This is a genomic window from Halodesulfurarchaeum sp. (assembly GCF_036626455.1).
Classification (GTDB): Archaea; Halobacteriota; Halobacteria; order Halobacteriales; family Halobacteriaceae; genus Halodesulfurarchaeum.
The window spans coordinates 1-20,691 of the sequence record NZ_JAZKRK010000029.1; the positions used below are offsets into that span (position 1 = coordinate 1).

Annotated in this window: 24 protein-coding genes; 13 read left to right on the forward strand and 11 right to left on the reverse strand. The window is 60.5% G+C overall.

All coding sequences use genetic code 11. The features are described from left to right. The first annotated feature begins 140 nt into the window (after nt 1–140). From V5A26_RS08745 to V5A26_RS08760, 4 genes are all read left to right on the forward strand, one after another. Complete coding sequence (locus V5A26_RS08745; RefSeq protein ID WP_332320239.1) at nt 141–293, forward strand: DUF7312 domain-containing protein; 153 nt, start codon at nt 141–143, stop codon at nt 291–293. 65 nt (nt 294–358) lie between these two features. After that, nucleotides 359–910: an NfeD family protein gene (locus V5A26_RS08750; RefSeq protein ID WP_332320238.1), complete on the forward strand. Its 552-nt coding sequence runs from the start codon at nt 359–361 to the stop codon at nt 908–910. Nucleotides 911–979: 69 nt separating this feature from the next. After that, a complete protein-coding gene (locus tag V5A26_RS08755) occupies nt 980–2,086 on the forward strand; it encodes an SPFH domain-containing protein (RefSeq protein WP_332320236.1) in 1,107 nt (368 codons plus the stop codon). A 15-nt stretch (nt 2,087–2,101) separates the two neighbouring features. Next, on the forward strand, nt 2,102–2,698 hold the full coding sequence (locus V5A26_RS08760) for a winged helix-turn-helix transcriptional regulator (RefSeq protein WP_332320235.1): 597 nt from the start codon (nt 2,102–2,104) through the stop codon (nt 2,696–2,698). Between the two features lie 69 nt (nt 2,699–2,767). Here V5A26_RS08760 and V5A26_RS08765 read toward each other — a convergent pair whose 3' ends face one another. Then, nucleotides 2,768–3,016, reverse strand: a complete 249-nt coding sequence (locus tag V5A26_RS08765) for a DUF7123 family protein (protein ID WP_332320234.1) — start codon at nt 3,014–3,016, stop codon at nt 2,768–2,770. Nucleotides 3,017–3,120: 104 nt separating this feature from the next. On the opposite strand from V5A26_RS08765, the gene V5A26_RS08770 reads away from it, so the two are divergent. Beyond that, on the forward strand, nt 3,121–4,956 hold the full coding sequence (locus tag V5A26_RS08770) for a flippase-like domain-containing protein (RefSeq protein WP_332322338.1): 1,836 nt from the start codon (nt 3,121–3,123) through the stop codon (nt 4,954–4,956). A gap of 23 nt (nt 4,957–4,979) precedes the next feature. Here V5A26_RS08770 and V5A26_RS08775 read toward each other — a convergent pair whose 3' ends face one another. Further along, nucleotides 4,980–5,495, reverse strand: a complete 516-nt coding sequence (locus V5A26_RS08775) for an inosine/xanthosine triphosphatase (protein ID WP_332320232.1) — start codon at nt 5,493–5,495, stop codon at nt 4,980–4,982. 192 nt (nt 5,496–5,687) lie between these two features. Between V5A26_RS08775 and V5A26_RS08780 the strand changes: the two genes are divergently transcribed. From V5A26_RS08780 to V5A26_RS08790, 3 genes are read left to right on the forward strand one after another with little or no spacing between them, the layout of a single operon-like run. Continuing rightward, the gene (locus V5A26_RS08780; RefSeq protein ID WP_332320231.1) at nt 5,688–6,638 is read left to right on the forward strand and encodes a transcription initiation factor IIB; all 951 of its coding nucleotides are present in this window, start codon (nt 5,688–5,690) and stop codon (nt 6,636–6,638) included. 9 nt (nt 6,639–6,647) lie between these two features. Further along, nucleotides 6,648–7,352: a type I 3-dehydroquinate dehydratase gene (locus V5A26_RS08785; RefSeq protein ID WP_332320230.1), complete on the forward strand. Its 705-nt coding sequence runs from the start codon at nt 6,648–6,650 to the stop codon at nt 7,350–7,352. 32 nt (nt 7,353–7,384) lie between these two features. Further along, nucleotides 7,385–7,819: a zinc ribbon domain-containing protein gene (locus tag V5A26_RS08790; protein ID WP_332320229.1), complete on the forward strand. Its 435-nt coding sequence runs from the start codon at nt 7,385–7,387 to the stop codon at nt 7,817–7,819. Nucleotides 7,820–7,846: 27 nt separating this feature from the next. Here the strand turns inward: V5A26_RS08790 and V5A26_RS08795 are convergent, their stop codons facing one another. The 5 genes from V5A26_RS08795 to V5A26_RS08815 form a co-directional block, all read right to left on the reverse strand. Further along, a complete protein-coding gene (locus V5A26_RS08795) occupies nt 7,847–9,010 on the reverse strand; it encodes a 3-dehydroquinate synthase II (protein WP_332320228.1) in 1,164 nt (387 codons plus the stop codon). Between the two features lie 76 nt (nt 9,011–9,086). Continuing rightward, complete coding sequence (locus V5A26_RS08800) at nt 9,087–9,881, reverse strand: 2-amino-3,7-dideoxy-D-threo-hept-6-ulosonate synthase (RefSeq protein WP_332320227.1); 795 nt, start codon at nt 9,879–9,881, stop codon at nt 9,087–9,089. A 40-nt stretch (nt 9,882–9,921) separates the two neighbouring features. Next, nucleotides 9,922–10,707 carry a tryptophan synthase subunit alpha gene (trpA, locus tag V5A26_RS08805; protein ID WP_332320226.1) on the reverse strand — a complete coding sequence of 262 codons (786 nt, stop codon included), beginning with the start codon at nt 10,705–10,707 and terminating at the stop codon, nt 9,922–9,924. Then, entirely contained in the window at nt 10,700–11,923 is a 1,224-nt protein-coding gene (trpB, locus tag V5A26_RS08810) for a tryptophan synthase subunit beta (protein WP_332320225.1), read from the reverse strand. The genes trpA and trpB overlap by 8 nt, the downstream gene beginning before the upstream one ends. Beyond that, nucleotides 11,920–12,687 (reverse strand): indole-3-glycerol-phosphate synthase, encoded by a 768-nt coding sequence (locus V5A26_RS08815; protein ID WP_332320224.1) that lies wholly within the window; start codon nt 12,685–12,687, stop codon nt 11,920–11,922. Before V5A26_RS08815 ends, trpB begins: the two co-directional genes overlap by 4 nt. Nucleotides 12,688–12,771: 84 nt before the next feature. Here V5A26_RS08815 and V5A26_RS08820 point away from each other — a divergent pair, with 84 nt between their 5' ends. Then, on the forward strand, nt 12,772–13,230 hold the full coding sequence (locus V5A26_RS08820) for an MGMT family protein (protein ID WP_332320223.1): 459 nt from the start codon (nt 12,772–12,774) through the stop codon (nt 13,228–13,230). A 6-nt stretch (nt 13,231–13,236) separates the two neighbouring features. On the opposite strand, the gene V5A26_RS08825 is transcribed toward V5A26_RS08820, so the two are convergent. Together V5A26_RS08825 and lonB are read right to left on the reverse strand one after the other, a co-directional pair. Beyond that, on the reverse strand, nt 13,237–13,962 hold the full coding sequence (locus V5A26_RS08825) for a CPBP family intramembrane glutamic endopeptidase (protein WP_332320222.1): 726 nt from the start codon (nt 13,960–13,962) through the stop codon (nt 13,237–13,239). Between the two features lie 60 nt (nt 13,963–14,022). Then, on the reverse strand, nt 14,023–16,077 hold the full coding sequence (gene lonB / locus V5A26_RS08830) for an ATP-dependent protease LonB (protein ID WP_332320221.1): 2,055 nt from the start codon (nt 16,075–16,077) through the stop codon (nt 14,023–14,025). Between the two features lie 192 nt (nt 16,078–16,269). Here lonB and V5A26_RS08835 point away from each other — a divergent pair, with 192 nt between their 5' ends. The 3 genes from V5A26_RS08835 (at nt 16,270) to V5A26_RS08845 (ending at nt 18,467) form a co-directional block, all read left to right on the forward strand. Then, nucleotides 16,270–16,800 carry a nicotinamide-nucleotide adenylyltransferase gene (locus V5A26_RS08835; protein ID WP_332320220.1) on the forward strand — a complete coding sequence of 177 codons (531 nt, stop codon included), beginning with the start codon at nt 16,270–16,272 and terminating at the stop codon, nt 16,798–16,800. Beyond that, entirely contained in the window at nt 16,797–17,558 is a 762-nt protein-coding gene (locus V5A26_RS08840) for an SAM hydrolase/SAM-dependent halogenase family protein (protein ID WP_332320219.1), read from the forward strand. Before V5A26_RS08835 ends, V5A26_RS08840 begins: the two co-directional genes overlap by 4 nt. A gap of 75 nt (nt 17,559–17,633) precedes the next feature. Continuing rightward, nucleotides 17,634–18,467, forward strand: a complete 834-nt coding sequence (locus tag V5A26_RS08845; protein WP_332320218.1) for an amidohydrolase family protein — start codon at nt 17,634–17,636, stop codon at nt 18,465–18,467. Here the strand turns inward: V5A26_RS08845 and V5A26_RS08850 are convergent, their stop codons facing one another. Both V5A26_RS08850 and V5A26_RS08855 read right to left on the reverse strand, forming a co-directional pair. Continuing rightward, nucleotides 18,468–19,379: a glycosyltransferase family 2 protein gene (locus tag V5A26_RS08850; protein WP_332320217.1), complete on the reverse strand. Its 912-nt coding sequence runs from the start codon at nt 19,377–19,379 to the stop codon at nt 18,468–18,470. Between the two features lie 131 nt (nt 19,380–19,510). Next, nucleotides 19,511–20,221 (reverse strand): class I SAM-dependent methyltransferase, encoded by a 711-nt coding sequence (locus tag V5A26_RS08855; RefSeq protein WP_332320216.1) that lies wholly within the window; start codon nt 20,219–20,221, stop codon nt 19,511–19,513. A gap of 177 nt (nt 20,222–20,398) precedes the next feature. Here V5A26_RS08855 and V5A26_RS08860 point away from each other — a divergent pair, with 177 nt between their 5' ends. Further along, complete coding sequence (locus tag V5A26_RS08860) at nt 20,399–20,665, forward strand: MarR family transcriptional regulator (protein WP_332320215.1); 267 nt, start codon at nt 20,399–20,401, stop codon at nt 20,663–20,665. The last annotated feature ends 26 nt before the right edge of the window (nt 20,666–20,691 follow it).

A 20,691-nucleotide genomic window follows, 5' to 3' on the forward strand; every position in this document is an offset into this window, starting at 1 on the left:
GAACTCGAAATTCCGATGATCAGCGGGGCCGAACTGACCCAGCTCGAATCGGGCCAAACGGTTACCGTCGACGGCGAACGGGGGGTCGTATACGAGGGAGACGTCACCCAGTCGAGTGTCGAACGCGGGCGAGGTGACCGATGAGCGACTGGAAATACGGGGTTGAAGACGTAGGGCCGGAGGCCGAAGAACCCGAACCGGAAATCAAGGCGGGGTCGCCAAAACTCGAACACGTGATCCCGTTTCTCCTGGGCGCAGGACTGGCTATCGCGTTGCTTCTCATCAGCATCTGAGCCCGATTGCGGCAAGCCCCACTGGCCGGGTAACGGTTTTCCCCACCGGGCCCGAACACTGTGATATGGTATCGCTCCTCGGCCAGTCGCTTTCCACGCTCTTGCTCCTGGCAGGCCTCATCCTCACGGTATTGGAGGGGTTTGCACCAGGCGCCCACTTCATCGTCATCGGAGTGGCCCTGTTAGTGGCGGGACTTTTCGGCCTCCTCCTCCCAGCAATCGCAACGCCGCTCGTGTTGGGCCTGGTTGTGTTGGGCGCCGGCGCCGGCTCGTTTTACCTCTACCACCATTTCCAGTTTTACCAGGGAAGTGATCGGGGTAAAACGGAGGGGTCGGCCGAACTCGTGGGGGAGCGCGGCTACGTCCTCGAACGGGTCACATCCCGATCCGGTCGCGTGAAACTCAAGTCCGGAGGCTTTGACCCCACCTACGAAGCCCGGAGTCGGACCGGGGAAATTCCCGAGGGCGCCGAAATCATCGTCATGGATCCCGGTGGTGGGAACGTCCTCACAATTGAAGCAGTCGCGCAGCACGACGACATCGATCGGGAGCTCGAACGAGAGACAAAGCAAACTCAGGAGGGGGAGTCCGCCGACACCGAGGCAGAGCGGGCCTAAAAGAGGCAAAAGAGAAGCGAAGTTAACCGGCTGGCGTACCTTTATCCACGATCAGCCCCTAGTGAAATTATGACATTCGTCCCCCTGCAAACAATACCCAGTGTGTCATCCCTAACCGTGGTTGGATTGCTGGTGCTGATCCTTCTCATCGTCGCGGTCTACCAGGCCGTCGAGATCGTCGACGCCTACGAGAAGGAAGCCTTGACCGTTTTCGGAGAGTTCCGAGGGCTCCTTGAGCCAGGGATCAATTTCATCCCACCCTTTGTCTCCCGCACGTACATCTTCGACATGCGGACCCAGACGATCGACGTCCCCCGGCAAGAGGCTATCACCCGGGACAACTCGCCAGTCACAGCCGATGCCGTGGTCTACATTCGCGTGATGAACGCAAAACGGGCCTTCCTCGAGGTTGACGATTACAAACGTGCCGTCTCGAACCTTGCTCAGACCACCCTCCGTGCAGTCATCGGGGACATGGAGTTAGACGACACGCTCAACAAGCGCCAGGAGATCAACACCCGCATTCGCAAGGAACTCGACGAGCCCACGGACGAGTGGGGAATTCGGGTGGAGTCAGTCGAGGTCCGAGAGGTCAATCCGTCCAAGGACGTCCAGCAAGCGATGGAGTCCCAGACCTCCGCCGAGCGGAAACGTCGGGCCATGATCCTGGAGGCCCAAGGAGAACGTCAGTCCGCGATCGAGCGCGCGGAAGGGGAAAAGCGCTCGAACATCATCCGCGCACAGGGTGAAAAGCAATCTCAGATCCTCGAAGCCCAAGGCGATTCGGTTTCGACGGTCCTTCGGGCCCGCTCCGCCGAATCGATGGGCGAGCGCGCCGTGATCGAGCGCGGCATGGAGGCCTTGGAGGAAATCGGTAGCGCGGAGAGTACGACCTTCGTCCTCCCACAGGAGTTGTCCTCCATGCTCGGTCGATATGGCAAGCACCTCACGGACAGCGACATTGCCGAACCCACCGATGGGCTGGAAAGCCTGGATTTCGACCAGGAAACCCGGGAAATGCTTGGATTGGACAACATTGAGGGCATCGTCGACAAGATCGGTGCACCCATGGAAGTGGAGGAAGGAGATCTCACCGAAGGCACAGGCTCGGTCAAACCCGCAGAGGAGGTCATCGAGGAGATGGACGTCGAACTCGACGAAGAGCCCGAAACCTAAGCCACTGATCTAGGTGTGACTATCGACGAAGAGAAGCGAACGACCCTTCGTAAATTTGCCGCGGTCGGGGCCGGAAGTCCCTTTTTGGGGCTTGCCGGCCGAGAGGAGAGCGAGAGCGACGCCCGGGATGCGATTGTGGGCTATGTAGATACGACACCTGGAGCACATTTCTCGAAAATCAGGGACGACCTTTCGCTCGCGACTGGCGAGACACAGTATCACCTTCGGCGACTCACTGACAGTGACACGCTGGAAGGCTACCGTGACGGGGACTACAAGCGGTATTTCCCCGCCGGTCAGTTCGGGGAGTTCGAAAAGGTGGCACTTGGATATCTCAGACGACAGACGCCCCGGGCGATGTTGATGGCAGTCCTGGAAGACCCCGAACTCACTGGAACAGAACTTGCAACGGAACTCGACGTCTCCACGGCGACCATCAGTACCACGGCCTCCGAGATGGCCGAGGCGGGGGTACTCGACCGGGATAATTGCTATCGAGTCACCGATCCGGAGACAGTACTCTCGCTGTTCCTGCGGTATGGGCGAACCTTCGACGAGAGGACCCGGCAGTTTTCGACCGACGCTGCGGCCTTGTTTCAGTACGATCCCTGACCCTGTTCAAAGGCGACACCGGATACTGTTCAGACAAGACCCAGCGCCTATTCAGTGCCACAGACTGAGTTAGGCGGTCGTTACTTGCCAGGTCGTCGATGAGGAGTAGCCCCACTGTTCGATTGCAAGACCATGGTCAGCGCGCGCGATCGCTTTCATGTTTGCACCCACTTCCTTCGCCGAGAGGTCGAGTTCATCGCCGATGAGCCGGGATTTGAAATAGGTCTCCGCCGGAACCCGCTCGCGGAGGTAGGCCAAAATGCGGCGCTGTTTGGGCGTCAATCCATCAGTGTCCAGTTCCGACGCCGAGGCTCCCATACCTGCACTGTAATCGTCCAGTTCAAAAGCCAGTTTGGTACGAAAGGTTAATCGGGCATTCCGCTTCAGAAAGTTCTTACCACGCGCTACCCGAGACCGGAGACATGGACGCGGCGGCTGTCGAGGTCAGCGTGGTGCTCCCTGCATACAACGAGGAGTCCACTATCAAATCGACCGTGGCGGTCACCCTCGACACGCTCTCGTCGTTTCTTTCACCCGGACAATTCGAGGTCATCATCGCCGAGGACGGGTGTGAGGACCAAACCCCCGAAATCGCCGATCGGTGTGCCGATTCCAACGAGCACGTTAATCACTTTCATAGCGACGAGCGACTCGGGCGCGGAGAAGCGTTGAACCGCGCCTTCGAGTCAGCGGCTGGGGACACCCTCGTTTACTTCGACACGGACCTGGCGACGGACATGTCCCACCTCGAAGAACTCGTCGAAAGCGTGCGGTCAGGTGAGTACGATCTGGCGACAGGGTCTCGCTGGATGCCCGGAGAAGAGGCAGCCAGGCCGCCCAAACGAGCCATCTCGAGTCGCGGGTTCAATTTCCTGGTTCGCACCCTGTTGGGCTCGGAACTCCGAGATCACCAGGCTGGGTTCAAGGCATTCAGCCGAGACGCCTTCGAGGATCTCAGACCGGTCGTCCAGGATAGCCACTGGTTCTGGGATACGGAAATGCTCGTGAAGGCCCAGCGACGTGGCTATCGCGTGAAAGAGTTCGCCGTCGACTGGACCCCGAAGGGTGATTCGAAGGTGGACCTGGTTCGGGACGTGCTGGGAATGGGAAGTCAGATCCTCCGAACCGCCTGGGAGATTCGTATCAAACCCTACGCGAACAGACGCACAGGGATGGTCGCCGGCTTGTTCCTGTCCGTCATTGCAATTGCCCTAATGTTCGTCTATCTCGATCCCCGGACGGTTTTCGCGGAAATGCTGCGGGCCGACCCGGTGTTGATCGGGCTGGCTGCCGCGGTCTATGTTATGTCCTGGCCCATCAGGGGGTGGCGATACGCGGACATCCTCTCTTCGCTCGGCTATCGGGAACGAGTCGGATTTCTCACCGGAGCGATTTTCATCAGCCAGACCGGGAACCTCGTCTTTCCGGCCCGGGCCGGAGATGCCGTCCGAGCCTATGTCGTCAAAGCCCGACGGGCGGTCCCCTACACCACGGGCTTTGCCTCACTCGCCGTCGAGCGAGTGTTCGACCTGCTCACGATCACGTTTCTGGCAGGCGGGGTGCTCCTTGGAATGGCCGGGCTCGCACCGGATCAAGTCGCGGCCCTGAGTCGGACCCTCTCAGAGGGGGTCGGGCTCTCGGTTGCACAACAGGAAAGCGCACGGACCGCGATAATCGTCGCGACAGTGGTTGGAGCCGGGGCAATCGGCGCGGTGGTCGTTATCGTGCTCTCGGCCCGGTCAGATCGCAACCGAATTCGGGGACTAGTCGAGTGGACATCGGAGGACTCCTATGTGGAGTTCGTCGCGACGATTCTGGAGCGGTTCGTTGGCGATGTCCAGCGTGTCGGCGCGGAACCACGGGCCTTCACAAGGGTCGGCGGCGCGAGTCTCATCATCTGGGCGATAGACGTGTTCACGGCTATACTGGTTTTTCTGGCCTTCGGAATCACGATTCCATTGGGCTTACTCGTCGCAGTCGGGTTTTTCGCCGTGAGTGTGGGGAACCTCGCGAAGGTATTACCACTCTCTCCCGGGGGGATCGGGCTCTACGAAGCAGCCTTTACGGTGCTCGTTGTCGCGATGACTCCGGTCGCCCCCGCAGCCGCGCTCGGGGTTGCAATCGTCGACCACGGGGTCAAAAACGTGGTTACGGTTCTTGGCGGCGCGGCATCGATGGTCCTGCTCAACGTCTCATTAACCGAAGCGATGCACGGATCAGCGGAGGTTGAGGAGACGAAACCGACCGATCAAGGGTAATGCCCAGAGACAAAACCAACCGATTACTCGTAATGCCCGGAAACGATCGGCCCGAGCGCCACTGCGACCGCATGTCGAAGGGCGTCCTCGCGTCCGATCGTATTCCCGGTAAAGACGCCCACAGCGCCGCGACCGGTTTTGATCTCCTCGGTCCCAAGGCGCGCATCAAGTAGCGGCCCAAGTTCTGCCCCCTGCTCCAATTCGGTCCCGATCTCGTCCGGAAGTCGAAGCCGTGGACCCGAACCAAGGGCACAATTTGAGCCGTCGTCGATCGCCGCCCACATCGTCAGAAACCAGCCCTCCAAGCCGTTTATCCTGGCAACCCCGCCCTCGATTCCGATACCGAGATCGTAGTCGCCTGCCGCTCTGGCCCGCTCGGCCCGGTTTTTGGCGCCTTCGACAGTCTCGGTCGTCGTAAGGGGCTGTTCTGCCACACCGGGATCAACGTCGATCCGATCAATCGTGGTGGCCAGATCGCCGAGTGCTCCCACTGTCGCCCGGTGCTTGACCGGATTCGTGCTTCCGACGGCGACGCGCATACCGATACCTCCGAGGCCGACCCAATGAGTGTTTTGTCGGTGGGGTTGGTGTGTGAATGGTTTCCAGAGTCCAAAATTTTTCGAGCAAATCCCGAACCGTCACGATTGTTTCACAAAAAGAAAACACAAACGTTAAGTAAGTTTTGTCGAAACCGATGGGCCACCGAATCTCCGCTCGAACGGATTACACATATGTCAAAATCAAGGCTCAAATCACGCGAACAAGAGGAAAGCAAAACGGAACGAACAGACGCCTGTCCGGAGTGTGGCGGCCTGGTCGTCCACGACGAAGAACACAGCGAGAAAGTCTGTGCGGACTGTGGTCTCGTCGTCGAAGAGGAAGGGATCGACCGCGGACCCGAGTGGCGGGCATTTGACTCCCAGGAGAAAGACGAGAAGTCCCGTGTCGGCGCGCCCACGACGAACACGATGCACGACAAGGGGCTGTCGACGAACATCGACTGGCGCAACAAAGACGCATACGGTAATTCGCTTGGCTCACGCCAACGCCAGAAGATGCAGCGACTCCGCAAGTGGAACGAACGATTCCGCACGCGAGACGCCAAAGAGCGGAACCTGAAACAGGCCCTCGGCGAAATCGACCGGATGGCGAGTGCGGTCGGACTGCCGGACAACGTCCGGGAGACCGCCTCTGTCATCTACCGACGGGCGCTCGAGGAGGACCTGCTGCCGGGCCGCTCGATTGAGGGCGTCTCGACTTCCTGTGTGTACGCCGCTGCCCGTCAAGCCGGTGTTCCACGGAGTCTCGACGAGATCAACGACGTCAGTCGTGTCGACAAAGACGAAATCGCGCGCACCTACCGCTACGTGATTCGCGAACTCGGCCTCGAAGTCAAACCGGCCGATCCCGCGAGTTACGTCCCACGATTTTCCTCCTCGCTCGAACTGAGCGACGAGTCCCAGCATCGAGCCCGCGAACTGCTCGAAAACGCCAAGGAAAAGGGCGTTCACAGCGGCAAAAGCCCGGTCGGCCTGGCCGCCGCCGCGGTCTATGCGGCTGCCCTGTTGACGAACGAAAAGACCACACAAGCGAAAGTCAGCGAAGTCGCGGATATCTCCGAGGTCACGATCCGGAACCGGTATCATGAACTCCTCGAGGCCGAGGACTCGATCCCAGTCTGATCCCAGGCCATGCTCGACTTCGAATCGTTTCGGCTCGCGGCTTCGACCGCAACTCTCGACGCCGAGCCCCGGGCCCGTGAACTTGCAGACCTGCTCGAGTTCCGCATGGATCTTACAGCGGATCCCCTCGAACAGCTACACACCTACGAGGGCGAACTCGACATTCTCGTCACGAATCGGCCCCAGTGGGAAGGCGGCGAACGCGAGGAGACCCCCGAGCGCCGCGAGGAGTTGCTCGAGGCGCTTTCGATCCCAGCCGTCTCAGCCGTGGATCTCGAACTCCGGACTCTCGAATCCCCGGACAAACTGACTGATATGGTCCCCGTACTCGATGCGGCCCGCGAGGAAGACCTGCCGATCATCGTCTCGGTACACGACTTCGAGCGAGCGCCCTCCCGAGAGACACTCGTGGATTTCGCCCACCGCGGCAGTCAGTACGGGACGGTCGCCAAACTCGCAGTAACACCCGAGACACCCGATGGCGTTCTCGACCTGCTTCAGGCAACCCACGATTTGACGCGGGAAGGCCTGACTGTCGCGAGCATGGCGATGGGCGAACTCGGTTCGCACACCCGCGTTGTGGCTCCGGTGTATGGATCAAAACTCGGGTATGCGCCAATCGAAACCGAGGACGCGACGGCTCCGGGTCAGTTCGATCTGGCAACGCTGTCCTCGCTGCTCGAAACGTTTGGTGCGAGACACGAGCGGATTTAAAGACTTAACCGTCAAAGTCACAAATCCATCGTGTGCAGCGGACCTGGTTCACGCGACGATCCCTCGTCGCCTCGATACTCGCGCTGGTCTATCCCGGACTCGGCCACGTCTACCTGCGGGCCTGGCTCCGGGCCATTGCCTGGTTCGTCGTCGCTCTCATCGCCGCCGCAATGGTCATGCCCGAATCGGCGTATGCCGCCTACGAAGCCAACGGCTTTTCGGGCCTCCTTGAGGTGAGTCAAAATCTGCCGATGGACGTCCTTTTGAGCATGACCGTGATCAGAGTCTTGAACGCGCTTGACGCGTATCTCACGGGGCTGCAAACCGCGGCAAAAGAAGCAGCGGAACCGGAAGCAGCGAACACCTGCCCGGAATGCGGGAAAGAACTCGATGAGGACCTCGATTTCTGTCCCTGGTGTACGACCCGCCTCGAACCCGAGGATGAAACGCCAACGATCAACCGGTAGGCTACTGGTCGGAGAAACCGATGAGGGTTACTTCTCGATGATCCGTTCGTCGATGGACTCCCCGAAGTGCCGGCCACCAGGCTGGGTGTACACGAGCACATCGTCACCGGCTTCCAGGTCAGTCACAGCTTTGCGGCCCGATTTGGCCTGCACTTTGATCGTTTCGGCGTTTTGAATGAGCGTCTCGATCCGATCGCCCTCGTCGGTTTCGGCCTGCAACCGGAACATCGGACGCCGCTCGATTTTCGCCCGACCCACGACGGCATCGCGGGTGTGACCGTCCGTATCCACGACCTGGACTTCGTCCCCGCTCCCCAACTCCGAAAGGTAGGTCGTCGAGCCGTCCGGCAACCGAGCATAGGCGTGAACCGCCCCGGCGTTGACCCGGAACGGCCGTGAAGCGACATACGGCGAATCTGCCGTTTCCGCGTGCACGAAGAAGAGGCCACGAGACATGCTTCCTATCAGCATCCCTTCGTCGTGATCGAAGAGACTGCCAGTGTCCACACAGACCCGGTCCGCGCTCCCGGCCGGTTCGATGGTCGTCACCTCGGCATATTCCAGGTCCATTTCCTCGCGGTCGACGTCATCTCGGATGGCGACCGTTTTGCGAATCTCGTCTGGGTCGTCCGTATCGAGCAGGACCCCACTCGCCCCCAATTCAAGCGTTTCATAGGCTGTTTCGGCCTCTTCGGCGGTCGTGACGCCGGCAATCAGATCGGTCTGGGTCCCAATGCGCGCAATGAGATTCTCAAGTGGAATGATCTGCCAATCTTCGCCCACGACGATCGTGTGATCCGCGTCCTTCGCGGCCGCGGACGCGAACTCCTCGTATTCGGGGCCGAAAATCCGGACGTAGGCTCCGTTAGCCCCGTTCCGTCGGAGCGTCGAGAGGTCGGCTGAGCCCGCAAAGTCACTTGGCAGTTCGATTGTCCCGTCACCCTCACCGTCCTTGCCGACGATATATCGATCGGCATGGCCCAGGTCTTCGGCCTCGTCGCCGATGACATCCACGTCATCAGTCACGAAAGCGGCAACGTTGACCTCCCCGAGTTCGCGGACGCGGTCGACGTCCCACTCGTCGACGAGAATCCAGTCCACCCCGGCCTCCAACCCGGCCGTAATCCGTCGTTTTCGCGTTTCCCAGTCGCCGACCTCGTCGTCGGCTTTAATCCAGACGCTGCGTGTCATACTCGATCACACACATGGCCCGACCTTGAACGTGCCGGACCCGCCCGACTGCAGCGAAACACGTCTTACCCCCTGGCTAGGGCTTGACCGGGAGGTCGAATCGGTCCATCGCATGCTCAACCTCGGCCCGCTCGTGCACGACAGCTGCGACTGCCGAGGAGATCGCATAGGGATCGGGGTGCTGGAAAATGGTTCGGCCCATCGAAACGCCCGCACCGCCGACATCGATGGAGTCACGCACGGTTTTGAGGGTCTCGCGATCGCTCGACGGACTCCCGCCGGCGATAATGACCGGTTTGCTGGTCGATTCGACGACGTGTTCAAAGCCCTCCGGATCCCCGGAGTAGGCGGTTTTCACGAGATCGGCCCCGAGTTCCTCGGCCAACCGTACCGCATGGCCCAGGTTCTCGGCGTCGTGTTCGTCGACTCCCGGACCGCGAGCATAGGCCATCGCCAGCACTGGCATCCCGAAACGATTCGCCACTTCAGTGACATCGGCCATGGCCGCGATCTGGTCGGGTTCGTGGTCGCTGCCGACGTTGATGTGAAACGAGACCCCATCCGCACCAAGGCGAACAGCCTCTTTGACAGTCGCCGTTTGACGTTTGTCGGTTTCGTCGGGCCCGATTTCGGTTGAACCGTTGAGGTGAATGAGATAGCCGGCGTCGTTCCGATTCGGAATGACCCGCTCAGCCAGCCCTTTCTGGGTCAACACGGCATCGGCCCCGCCATCGGTTACCGCGGTAATTGTCCCCTCGATGTCTTTGAGCCCCTCGACTGCCCCCATGGTGATCCCATGGTCCATCGGTACGGTGACGAACTTCCCGTCCCGTCCGAGTCGTGACAGTCTCGCGTCGGTCCCTGTCGACATTGCCAGCCTATAGCAATCGGGTGGCTATGTTCGTTCCGGTTTATCGGCCAGCCCGGACGCCGGCGGCCAACTCCGCAGCCTTGTTTTCGAGTCGGTTACTGACGGTTTCGCCACTCGCGATGATGTCCACGAAGACGCTCCCGGCAACCACGCCGTCTGCGCCGGCGTCGACGATCTGTTCGGCCTGCTCCGCTGTGCTCACCCCAAAGCCCACTGCTGTAGGTGTCTTCGTCTCCGGCAAGCGATCAAGCGAACGGCCAGTATGGGCGCTCACGTCGGACCGGGCACCGGTCGTGCCGAGGCGGGCCTGGACGTACAGAAAGCCACTCGCCCGGTCGACGATCCGGTCGAGTCGGTCACCTGTCGTGGTCGGCGCAACAATGAACACTGTCGCAATATTCTGAGCCGCACAGGCCTCGAGAAGGGCGCCACTCTCCTCGACGGGCAGGTCCGGGACGATCAACCCCGAAAGCCCCACTGCGGCGGCCTCCGAGACGAACTCAGTGATGTCGCCGTCACCGTAGCGAAACAGCATGTTGTAGTAAGTCATCGCCACGAGCGGAACCCCGAGATCAAGCCGATCGATCAGGTCCAGATATCGGTCAGGAGTCATTCCAGCGTCGAGCGCCCGACGAATACCCGCCTGGATCGTCGGTCCATCAGCGACCGGTTCGGAGAACGGGAGTCCCAATTCGAGGACATCCGCTCCGCCGTTGACGAGTGCCTGAGCGTACTCGGCCGTGTCTTCCGGCGTCGGGTCACCGGCGACAAGATACGGAACCAGCGCCCCACCCTCAAAGGCCTCCCGAATAGACTGCTTACTCACCGGAAAACACCTCCAGGTTCGGCGCGGAATCGAGGTTCCGCCGGTCGCTCTCCTCGATCACGGTATCCAGGTCCTTGTCTCCCCGACCGGAGATGGTGACCAGAACGGGACCGTCGAACTCGTACTCACCAAGGGCGGCGACCGCATGGCTGCTCTCCAGTGCGGGGATGATCCCTTCGGCCCGAGACAGCAGATGAAACGCATCGAGTGCTGCGTCGTCATCGACGCTCACCGGTCGGATCAGGCCTTCGGCAGCCATGTGGGCGAGTTCCGGGCCAACACCGGCGTAATCGAGGCCTGCACTGACACTATGCGATTCGACGATCTGCCCCGAGTCTGTCTGGAGGAGGCGGGTGTGAGCCCCGTGCAAGACGCCGTCAGTACCCGTCGAGATCGAGGCCGAGTGTGGGGCGTGTTCGGCGTCGGAATCGATGGTGAGGGACTCTCCGCCCGCCTCGACAGCAACGAGATCGACCGGGTCCTCCCGGAAGTGCTGAAACGAGCCCATCGTGTTCGAGCCGCCGCCCGCACAGGCCAGCACAGTGCCCGGAAGCCCATCCATCAGATCGATGGACTGCCCGCGCGCTTCCTCCGAAATGACGGCCTGGAAGTCCCGAACCATGCTCGGGAACGGATGCGGACCGACAACGGACCCGATCACGTAGTGTGTGTCTTCGACATTCGTGGCCCAGTCCCGCATCGTGGCGTTGATCGCCTCTTTCAGCGTTCCAGACCCTTCGTCGACGGGATTGACCGCCGCGTCGTGTGTCAGCATTCGGAACACGTTGGGCCGCTGGCGCCGGATATCCGTCCGCCCCATGAAGATCTCACAGTCGATGTCGAGGTGGGCACAGGCCATGGCGACCGCGGTGCCGTGTTGTCCGGCGCCCGTCTCCGCGATGATTCGGTCCTTGCCCATGTATTGGGCGAGCAAGACCTGGCCAAGTGCGTTGTTGAGTTTGTGTGCACCGCCATGCAGGAGGTCCTCGCGTTTGAGGTACACCTCCGCGTCGAATTGCTCGCTCAGGGTGTCCGCACGATGCAGCGGCGTCGGACGGCCACCGAACTGACTGAGTCGGGTCCGAAACTCGTCCATAAACCCGTCTTCGTTGTCCAGAACGTAGCGTTCGTAGGCCGATTCGAGTTCCTCCACCGCCGGCATCAGGACTTCAGGAACGTACTGACCGCCGTAGTCGCCAAACCGACCCGCGCTCATCGAGAGACCAACTCCTCAGTGTTCGATTCGATATCCCCGTTCATGATCGCGGAGCCAACGAGCAATCCATCAGCACCGGCATCAAGCATCCGCTCGCGGTGGGCCGGGGTTTCGATGCCACTCTCAGCGATGACGGTCACGTCATCCGGTATGGCTGGTGCCAGGGTTTCGACCGTCGACCGATCGACGGTGAGAGTCCCCAAATCCCGGTTATTCACACCGATAACCTGTGCCCCGGCCGCAACCGCCTGCTTGACTTCCGCTCGAGTGTGAGTCTCAACAAGCGGGGTCATGCCCCGCTCGCGAGCGGCCTCTATCATCCCCTCCAAATCGTCAAGAAACCGGGTAATCAGGAGGACTGCATCCGCTGGGCCGGCATCGAGTTGTGATTCGTTCAACACGAAGTCTTTCCGTAGGACTGGGGCCGACACCGCGTCCCGCACGACTTCGAGGGCCTCGATCGACCCCCCGAAATGATCTGGCTCGGTCAGTACCGAGATCGCACTTGCACCTCCAGAAACCATCGTTTCGGCCGTCGTCACCGGGTCGATCGACTGCTCGTATTCCGCTGTCGGACTCGTCGGTTTGATCTCCGCGATGAGCGGGGCAGAACCCGTGTCCCGTGCTGCGGCGAGAGAGTCCGTCAGCGAACGTGCCTCGACTGCAACTCGCTCGTCGCTCCGAGCTCGTCCCCGGGCGGCTGTGAGAATCTCCCGCACTGGCGGCGCGAGTGATTCGTCGGTCGTCGGCTCTATTGTACCCATTATTGTTCATTGATGAACGGATATGTACATAACTGTTGTGACTCCGGGCCAATCTTCAAGTCCGGACCCGGCCAAAGTGAACCCATGTCGGGGACCGGAATCTTCGCACGGACGTTCGAGGAGCTCGACGCTGTCGTCCAGATCGGCATCGCAAACGGTCGGGTGATTAGCCTCTCTGTCCCCGATACCCCCGAGCCGAACGCATCGAGCGACAACGAAAAACTGGACTGGATCGATGGCTACCTTGCTGGAACCGAGCAGGACGTCACCGACATCGAGATCGGGTTGACCGTTCCGGGGGAGCAACGAACTGTCCTCGAAAACGTCCGAAAAATTCCCTACGGTGAGGAACTCCGTCTCAAGCGGGTCGTCGCCCGAAGTCAGGGATTGGACCCTGATGCTGAGGCTGTTTTGAAAACCGCTCGGACGGCGCTGGCAGAGAACCCGATTCCGCTGTTCATCCCGGATCACCGAGTGGTGGATGGACCCAGCGGCCTCCCGGCCGACGTCGAAGCGACGCTCCGGAAAATCGAGGGGTTGTAATGTCAGTCAAGTCAACGGTTCATTCGGACCGGGTTCAGACTCAGCAGGTTTCGTCTTCCCTGGCACGTGACTGACGAATTCGACCAGGTCGATCAAATAATGCGCCCCAATGACGAGCCAAAGGCTTCCCGTCCAGACATAGGCTGCCCCTAAGGCGACGCCGAGGAGCGTGGCGATCCCCATTCCGAGCCAGCCCTGTGCCGTATGAGCGCCCCCAAAGAGGATCGCAGATCCGACAATGAGGAACCCGGTCGGTACCGGTGTGGCGACCGCAAACGCACCGATCAGCACCCCTCGAAAGAGGAGTTCCTCAGTGATAGCGATCGTCGGAAGCAATAGCCCGAGTAACACCACCCATTCTGGACCAGTCGCCGGTGTCAACAGGTCACGGAGTTGGTTCTCAGCGGTCTCAAAATTCGATGTCACCCGAGCAGCGGCTTCGTTCAGGACGATGAGGGCACCAGCTACACCCACCAACCAGGCCCACTCAGGAACCATCTCGATGCCTAGCGGTTTCAGCGGGACGCCAGTCCACCAGATCACCACCCCAATGAGACCAAGCACGAGCCCGTGTGAGACCACGACGTTCAGATACAACGCCGACCGGGACAACTGAGCGAGCGGTCCCGTCTCGATTGTCACGAGTCGAGCCGTCCGTCTCGCCAGGACGACCACGGCAAGCGCAAGTGTCACAGAAAAGAGCACGAACAGGTCCCAGGCTGGGGCTGCCATCGGTTCCACTGGGTTCCGTAGCGTCAAGAAATTCCCGACCCGCCCGAAAAATCGCGCTCGTTACTGCGGCGAGGGGTTCGTCCCTGTCGCTGCCGCCCCTTCGGTGGCCTCAAGCGCTGTTCCCGTGATCGACTTGAGGCGATCGACGAGCGAGTCTTTCTCCGGTTCGCCGGCGAGGGCCACGTCCAGAACCTCGCTGATGTCGGAGACCGGAATGATCTCGATCATTTCCTCGTACTCATCCTCGATCATTACATCCTGCTCATTGGCCCTCGGGATGATCACGCGATCGTAGCCTGCCTTCGCGGCCGCTTCGATCTTATGCGTGACCCCACCAACTGGGAGGACATCGCCGCGGACCGAAATCGAGCCAGTCATCGCCAGATCCTGTTCGATCGGAATATCCTCGAGGGCTGAAATGACCGCCGTCGCGACCGTAATCGACGCTGAGTCGCCTTCGACACCCTGTGTCTGGATGAATTGCACGTGGATGTCCTTCTGGGAGATATCTTCGTCGGAGTACTTTTTGATGATCGCCGACACGTTCTCGACAGCCTCCATCGCCATCTCCTGTAACTGCCCCGTCGCAATGACCTCGCCACCTTCACCCTGGCGTGGCGTCACTTCGGCCATCACGGGGAGCACGATTCCCGAGTCACCACCCATAACTGCGAGCCCATTGACCCGGCCGACGGCGTTGCCCTCGGTCTCCTTGAGCTCGTAATCCTTGCGGCGCTCGATGTAGTCGTCGGCAAACTGCTGTTCGATCGAGCGCGAGCGCTTTTTCGCCTCAAGGACGTGCTCGCGATCGACGAACTCCTCACCTTCCGCCTTCGCGATGTCTCCCGCCACCCGAACGAGGCCGCCCAAGTCGCGGAGTTTGAGGGTGAGTTGCCCTTTGCGACCGGACCGGCGTTTGGCTTCGAGGATGATTTCCCTGACAGCGTCCGGTTCGAAGTGGGGCAGACGGCCGTCCTTGACGACCTCCTGGGCCACGAACCGCGCGTACTGCCGCCGAGTCGTTGGGTTCTCATCGATGGTGTCCTCCATGTAGACTTCGTATCCGTAGCCCTTCAATCGGTCCCGGAGCGCCGGATGCATGTTCTCCATCGCGTCCATGTTCCCCGAAGCGACCATGATGAAGTCACACGGCACGGGTTCTGTCTGGACCATCGCGCCCGAGGAGCGTTCGGACTGCCCGGTGATGGAGAACTCGCCCTCCTGAATAGCCGTCATCAGCTTCTGCTGGGAACGGATGTCGAGGGTGTTGATCTCGTCGACGAACAGCACCCCTTTGTTCGCCTTCTGGATCGAACCGGCTTCGACGCGGTCGTGGCTCGGCGTCTCCATCCCGCCGGACTGGAACGGGTCGTGTCGCACGTCGCCCAACAATGCACCGGCGTGGGCACCAGTTGCGTCCTCGAACGGCGCGACCGTACGGTCGCCGTTGTTGACCAGCAGTTTTGGCACCATCGCATCCGTGCCACGATTCGTGTATCGGAAGGCGAAATAGATGACTCCGGCCGCGAGAAGTCCAAGCAGGACTTGTCCGGCGATCAAAAGCGCATAGCCGACGATGATTGCGATGACGATCCACATCAGGAACGACCGCATTTGCTTTCGCTTGCGAGCCTCTTCCTGGTGGGCCTCGACGATCTGGTCGCCCTTCCCGGCTGGCACCGTTCGAACCCGCGGTTCGTTCGAATCCTCCGGATTGTGATAAACCAACACGTCCTGCAGCGATTCCTTTGGTAGCAACCGGCTCATCGCCTTGGCCAGCATCGACTTCCCCGTCCCAGGGGAACCGATCATCATGACGTGACGGTGCTGTTTGGCGGCCCGCTTCACGATTTCCCGGGCTTCGGACTGGCCGATTACCTGATCGACGAGTCGTTGCGGAACCTCGATATCGGCGGTCGAGTCGATTTTCAACCCGCCGAGAAGGTCGTTTTCGGCGATTTCCTCGTCGATTTCGACGTCGCCTTCCACGTCGACCTCGCTGCCGAGGTCCTCGTCGAGTGGGATCTTGTCCTCACTCTGCTCCCGGTCCGGTTGCTTCCGAACCGGCGTCGAGTCGTCCTCGGGGGGTAAGTCACTCGTAGGGTCGTTGCTCATAGAATACCTTTGACGATAAATGGCAAGGTCCCGCTATTGATATACTTTCTCCCTTCGGTGACCGGACAAAACCCCCTTCTTGCTGCCGGTTTCGCCCTGTCTCAGACCGATTCCCGTCCAATCGATTCGTCCTTCGGCAGAGCAATCCCGAGACCGCCGCCATTCATGTAGGGCCACACCGTAGCACCACCAATGACACGGGGGTTCTATATCGGCCGATTCCAACCCTATCACAAGGGCCACCACCAAGTGATCGAGCAGATCGCAGCCGAAGTCGACGAAGTCGTCGTCGGAATCGGAAGCGCTGATCAGAGCCACACGCTGCAAAACCCGTTCACTGCCGGCGAGCGGATGATGATGATCACGAAGTGCCTGGCAGAAATGGACCTCGTCACCTACGTCGTGCCGATCGAGGACATCAACAGAAACTCGGTGTGGGTCAGTCACGTCACGGCCATGAGCCCACATTTCGACGTGGCCTACTCGAACAACCCGCTGGTCATTCGGTTGTTCGACGAGTCCGGTATCAACGTCCGCCAATCGCCGATGTTCGACCGCGACCAACTCGAAGGAGAGAACATCCGCGAACGAATGCGCCAGGACGAAGGCTGGCGGGAACTCCTCCCGGAACCGGTTGTCCAGACAATCAAAGAGATAAATGGGATTACACGAATCCAGCACATCGCTGACACAGACGCCAGCGGGCGTGCCGATCCGGAATGATTACCCTCGCGTCCGATTTCGGCTCGCCGTATCCGGCCGCGATGAAAGGGGTCCTCCTGTCAAAATCCTCGGCTCAACTCGTCGACATTGCTCATGACTTTCCGCGACAGGACCTGCGGACCGGGGCCTTCTGGCTCCGCGAAGTGCTCCCATATTTCCCTGCAGCCGTCCACCTCGTCGTGATCGATCCTGGCGTCGGAACCGATCGTCGCGTCCTCGTCGTGGAAGCTGGCGAACACCGGCTCGTCGGGCCCGACAACGGAATCCTCGTTCCAGTGGCAGAACAGCTTGTCGAGGACCCGATGTATTATGCGACAAACCCAAAGAATGCGGACAGTGCGACGTTTCACGGTCGCGATGTGTTTGCGCCGCTCGCGGCGAAAATCCACGAAAGAGGCCTCCAACCAGTCGTCGAGGCGGACCGGTTCGAGTCCGTGACACCCACCGAGCGAATCAAGTTCCCGGACCCAGATGTTCAGGACCAGGAGGCATTCGGTGCAGTACTCGTGGTGGACGACTTCGGGAACACTATCACGAACGTCCCGGGCTCGTTTCTTGCCGGCCAGTTTGGCGAGACGATCCTGGTTGACGGACGGGAAACTCCCGTCGCCAGAACGTATGCAGCGGTTCCACCAGAAAACCGGCTGGTTACCGTCGGCAGTCACGGCCACGTCGAGTTAGCCGTGAATCGGGGCCGTGGTGACGAGTCATTCGGACTCGCCCCAGGCGACACAGTGTACCTCGCCCCGGTTGAATAAGGGTCAGAATCTACCCACCACCCCCAATCCACACGGACCGGTAGTCCAATATGGCGGGCCCGCAGAGTGTGAACCATGTTGGAGTTGGAACACGGGTTTCAGGCGTTGGATGTTCACGCCCGCCTGCACCCGGGCCCTGGCCGCCCGATCCGTGCGAAGACGATCGACGCCGAGGAGCTCGAACGGGAAATCCACCACGCCGGAATCGCCCAAGCCGTCGTCTTCCCCGGACCGGTGAGTGGAGAGCGCGGCTATCTTAGGGCGAACAACGCTATCGCGCGCCAGACGGTCGAACGGCCGCTGATCGCGATGGCCCGGTTGGATGGCCCGCGGGAGGGGTCAGGCACGGTCACCGCGATGCTCAAAGACACGATCGCCCGACCCGACGCGGCCCACACGACCCCCGACGACGTCAAGCAGTACGCCTACGACGACCGATTTTACGGATTCAAACTCGACCCGGCCCAAGATGGGTTGCCGACCGAAGACGTGCTCGACGCCCTCGAGGATGTCGGCCTCCCGGTACTCCTCGATGGCGGGCGACAGTTTCCGCCAGAGCAGGTCGACGAATTCCTTCTCGGGCGGTCGATACCCGTCGTCTTGGCCCACTTTGGCGGGTATCCGGCGGATCGGAATTTAATGAGCGAAACGATCGAACTCCTCGAGCGGCGGGATTCGTTGTATCTGGATACGAGCGCCGTGCGGTACCGAGACCTCCTCGAACGTGCCATCATGGAACATCCGGACCGTGTGGTGTTTGGGAGTGGAGCGCCGACGGTGCACCCAAACGTCGGGGTGATGGAGGTTTTAACCCTCGATGTACCGGAAAACGCGATGGAACGGGTGTTCACCAAAAATTTGATCCGCATCTTCCCCGACCTAAACGGGGTATCCAGTTCGAATCACTGATTATTGCTCACACCGCCCCACGGGTCGGTCCTGCCTGGCTGACAGTCCATTCGGATTCCGTCGGGCCGTTCGATCCGTCACCCTGGCAGCCAGCCCCTCCTTGACCCCTCGAAGAACTGCTCTCGTGGCGTCACGTCCTTTGCCAATGAACCGAGACGGTTTGGCTTCACCAGTCGTGACTGCCTTGGCCTCCCTGATGCCATCACGAACCAGTAACCGAGAGAGCCAAAACCAGGTTTGCCGACTGGCGCCGTAGTTTTTGGCCATTCGATAGCCCCGTGAGCGGTATGCTACCGCGGAGCGGCGAGTGACCGATTGGTCTTGCGGACTCGACTCAGGTGTCGTCCGCAGCACTGAGGCCTCTGGCTCCCACCTGAGGGTCAGATCGTGTGCGGCAAGTCGATGTGCCGCGTCCCGAGCTGCGCCGACGTCGAGTTGCTCGTCGAACCCGTCGAGTGCCTCGAACGCTCTCCGATCAAAGACCACATTGCCCCCGTCAAAAAACCGGATCCGCCGCGATCCGATCCGCGATTCCTCCAGTAATTCGGTGGTCACGTCCTCGCCCAATTCACGGTGAATTGGACCTGTCACGACGTCCGCTCCTGCCATCAGTGCAGTCTCTACAGCGTCGAGCCAGGTCGACTCGATTCGAGTTCCCTGGCCGAGAAACGCCACGGCGTCCCCTGAAGCAGCAGCCATCCCGGCGTTCCGGGCCACGTTGGGATTGCGATCTGAGAGTTCCAACACCGTGTCCACGACAGTTTGTTGGCAGACGAAACCGGAGGTGCCGTCGGCAGAGGGACCGTTCGCGACGATAACCTCGACATCGGGACTGCGTTCGGCGATGGCCGCAAGCGTGGCCGGGAGTTCGGACCGGCCGTTGAGCGTCGGTATCACCACCGAGAGATCCATGCAACAAAGGAATTACAGAGACGCATAAAACGTCTCGGATTCGCGTATTGGAGCCTCGGCCCTTGAGCCCCGGTTCGGTCCCAAAATCGGTTCGAAAAATCGGAACTCCGGCTCGGTCTGGCGGCCCCAGCTTATTCCGACGTCCGTGCCGTCCAGTATGAGACACTGGCCATTTGTTCCCCAACCGGCGAAGAGACCGCTGACCGGTCCAGGTCCCGCAGGCCATCCGCCATCCAATCCGGCATTTTCCGGTACAAGCCGTATGGAATGATGAAGTCGTGTGATTCTGCCTCGAGGTCGAGCGCCACGTCATCGACGAGGGACCTGACCTCCGGGTCCCCATAGAGACGTGACCCCATCGGCAATGCCCAGTTGTAGATGCTGCGGGCGCTTCCAGCGTTGAACGTGTCAAAAAAGACCACGTCCTTCGAGACCCGAGCCATCTCCCTGAGGAAGGCTTCGGGGGTATCCGCGAGGTGGAAAAACCGCATCGCGAACACCGCATCGAAGTAATCATCGGGGAAGGGCAGACGGCCCGCATCCCCCCGCATGAACTCCAGTCGGTCGGTCACACCTGCATGTTGGGCTTTCTCCCGTCCCTGCTGGAGCATCGGCCGGGAAATGTCCAAACCGATGATTTCAGCGTTCCGCTCCGCGAGCATGACGGTGAACCGACCCGTTCCACAGGCGATTTCGAGGATTCGGCGATCCTCGAACGGAGACAACGCTTCGAGAACGGCCTCCTTCTCGCGGCGATCGATAAGGCGGCCGCCACGGGAGAACCGCTTGTCCTCGTAGGCCTCCGCGACCGCGTCAGCCTGGTACCACTCCTGTCCCTTCACGTCATCACAAACACACTGGTCCGTGGTTAAAACCGTACTGGAAACAAGTGACCAACACCGGACACGCTCCGGGACCCAACCAGTCAGATTCGACAGTGAATATGACCTTTAATTGTATAAGGAATATAGTCACAAGTATAGATAACCTTTATTTTGTCCCATATGTGAAAGCAAACCATGAGTACGTCGGCCACTGGCCAATCACCGATTCAAGCGAACGACGAGTTCCGGGAGCAACTCCGGGAACTCCCACCAAGTGCAAAACTGGTCGCGAAAGTCCTCGAAACCGAGGAACCGCTCTCACAAGGCCAGCTCGCGGAGGAATCGCTCCTCCCGGACCGCACCGTTCGGTACGCACTCAACCGGCTCAGCGAAGCGGACCTCGTTGATTCGAGATACAGTTTCCAGGACGCGCGCAAGCAAGTGTACTACCTCGAGGTGTAAGGGGCGGGTTTTCGCTTCACCGCAGA

Coding starts and splice junctions, on each gene's coding strand:
- V5A26_RS08745 (WP_332320239.1), top strand. CDS start 141: ATGAGCGACTGGAAATACGGGGTTGAAGACGTAGGGCCGGAGGCCGAA.
- V5A26_RS08750 (WP_332320238.1), top strand. CDS start 359: ATGGTATCGCTCCTCGGCCAGTCGCTTTCCACGCTCTTGCTCCTGGCA.
- V5A26_RS08755 (WP_332320236.1), top strand. CDS start 980: ATGACATTCGTCCCCCTGCAAACAATACCCAGTGTGTCATCCCTAACC.
- V5A26_RS08765 (WP_332320234.1), bottom strand. CDS start 3,016: ATGGGAGCCTCGGCGTCGGAACTGGACACTGATGGATTGACGCCCAAA.
- V5A26_RS08770 (WP_332322338.1), top strand. CDS start 3,121: ATGGACGCGGCGGCTGTCGAGGTCAGCGTGGTGCTCCCTGCATACAAC.
- V5A26_RS08775 (WP_332320232.1), bottom strand. CDS start 5,495: ATGCGCGTCGCCGTCGGAAGCACGAATCCGGTCAAGCACCGGGCGACA.
- V5A26_RS08780 (WP_332320231.1), top strand. CDS start 5,688: ATGTCAAAATCAAGGCTCAAATCACGCGAACAAGAGGAAAGCAAAACG.
- V5A26_RS08785 (WP_332320230.1), top strand. CDS start 6,648: ATGCTCGACTTCGAATCGTTTCGGCTCGCGGCTTCGACCGCAACTCTC.
- V5A26_RS08795 (WP_332320228.1), bottom strand. CDS start 9,010: ATGACACGCAGCGTCTGGATTAAAGCCGACGACGAGGTCGGCGACTGG.
- V5A26_RS08800 (WP_332320227.1), bottom strand. CDS start 9,881: ATGTCGACAGGGACCGACGCGAGACTGTCACGACTCGGACGGGACGGG.
- trpB (WP_332320225.1), bottom strand. CDS start 11,923: ATGAGCGCGGGTCGGTTTGGCGACTACGGCGGTCAGTACGTTCCTGAA.
- V5A26_RS08815 (WP_332320224.1), bottom strand. CDS start 12,687: ATGGGTACAATAGAGCCGACGACCGACGAATCACTCGCGCCGCCAGTG.
- V5A26_RS08820 (WP_332320223.1), top strand. CDS start 12,772: ATGTCGGGGACCGGAATCTTCGCACGGACGTTCGAGGAGCTCGACGCT.
- V5A26_RS08825 (WP_332320222.1), bottom strand. CDS start 13,962: ATGGCAGCCCCAGCCTGGGACCTGTTCGTGCTCTTTTCTGTGACACTT.
- lonB (WP_332320221.1), bottom strand. CDS start 16,077: ATGAGCAACGACCCTACGAGTGACTTACCCCCCGAGGACGACTCGACG.
- V5A26_RS08835 (WP_332320220.1), top strand. CDS start 16,270: ATGACACGGGGGTTCTATATCGGCCGATTCCAACCCTATCACAAGGGC.
- V5A26_RS08840 (WP_332320219.1), top strand. CDS start 16,797: ATGATTACCCTCGCGTCCGATTTCGGCTCGCCGTATCCGGCCGCGATG.
- V5A26_RS08845 (WP_332320218.1), top strand. CDS start 17,634: ATGTTGGAGTTGGAACACGGGTTTCAGGCGTTGGATGTTCACGCCCGC.
- V5A26_RS08850 (WP_332320217.1), bottom strand. CDS start 19,379: ATGGATCTCTCGGTGGTGATACCGACGCTCAACGGCCGGTCCGAACTC.
- V5A26_RS08860 (WP_332320215.1), top strand. CDS start 20,399: ATGAGTACGTCGGCCACTGGCCAATCACCGATTCAAGCGAACGACGAG.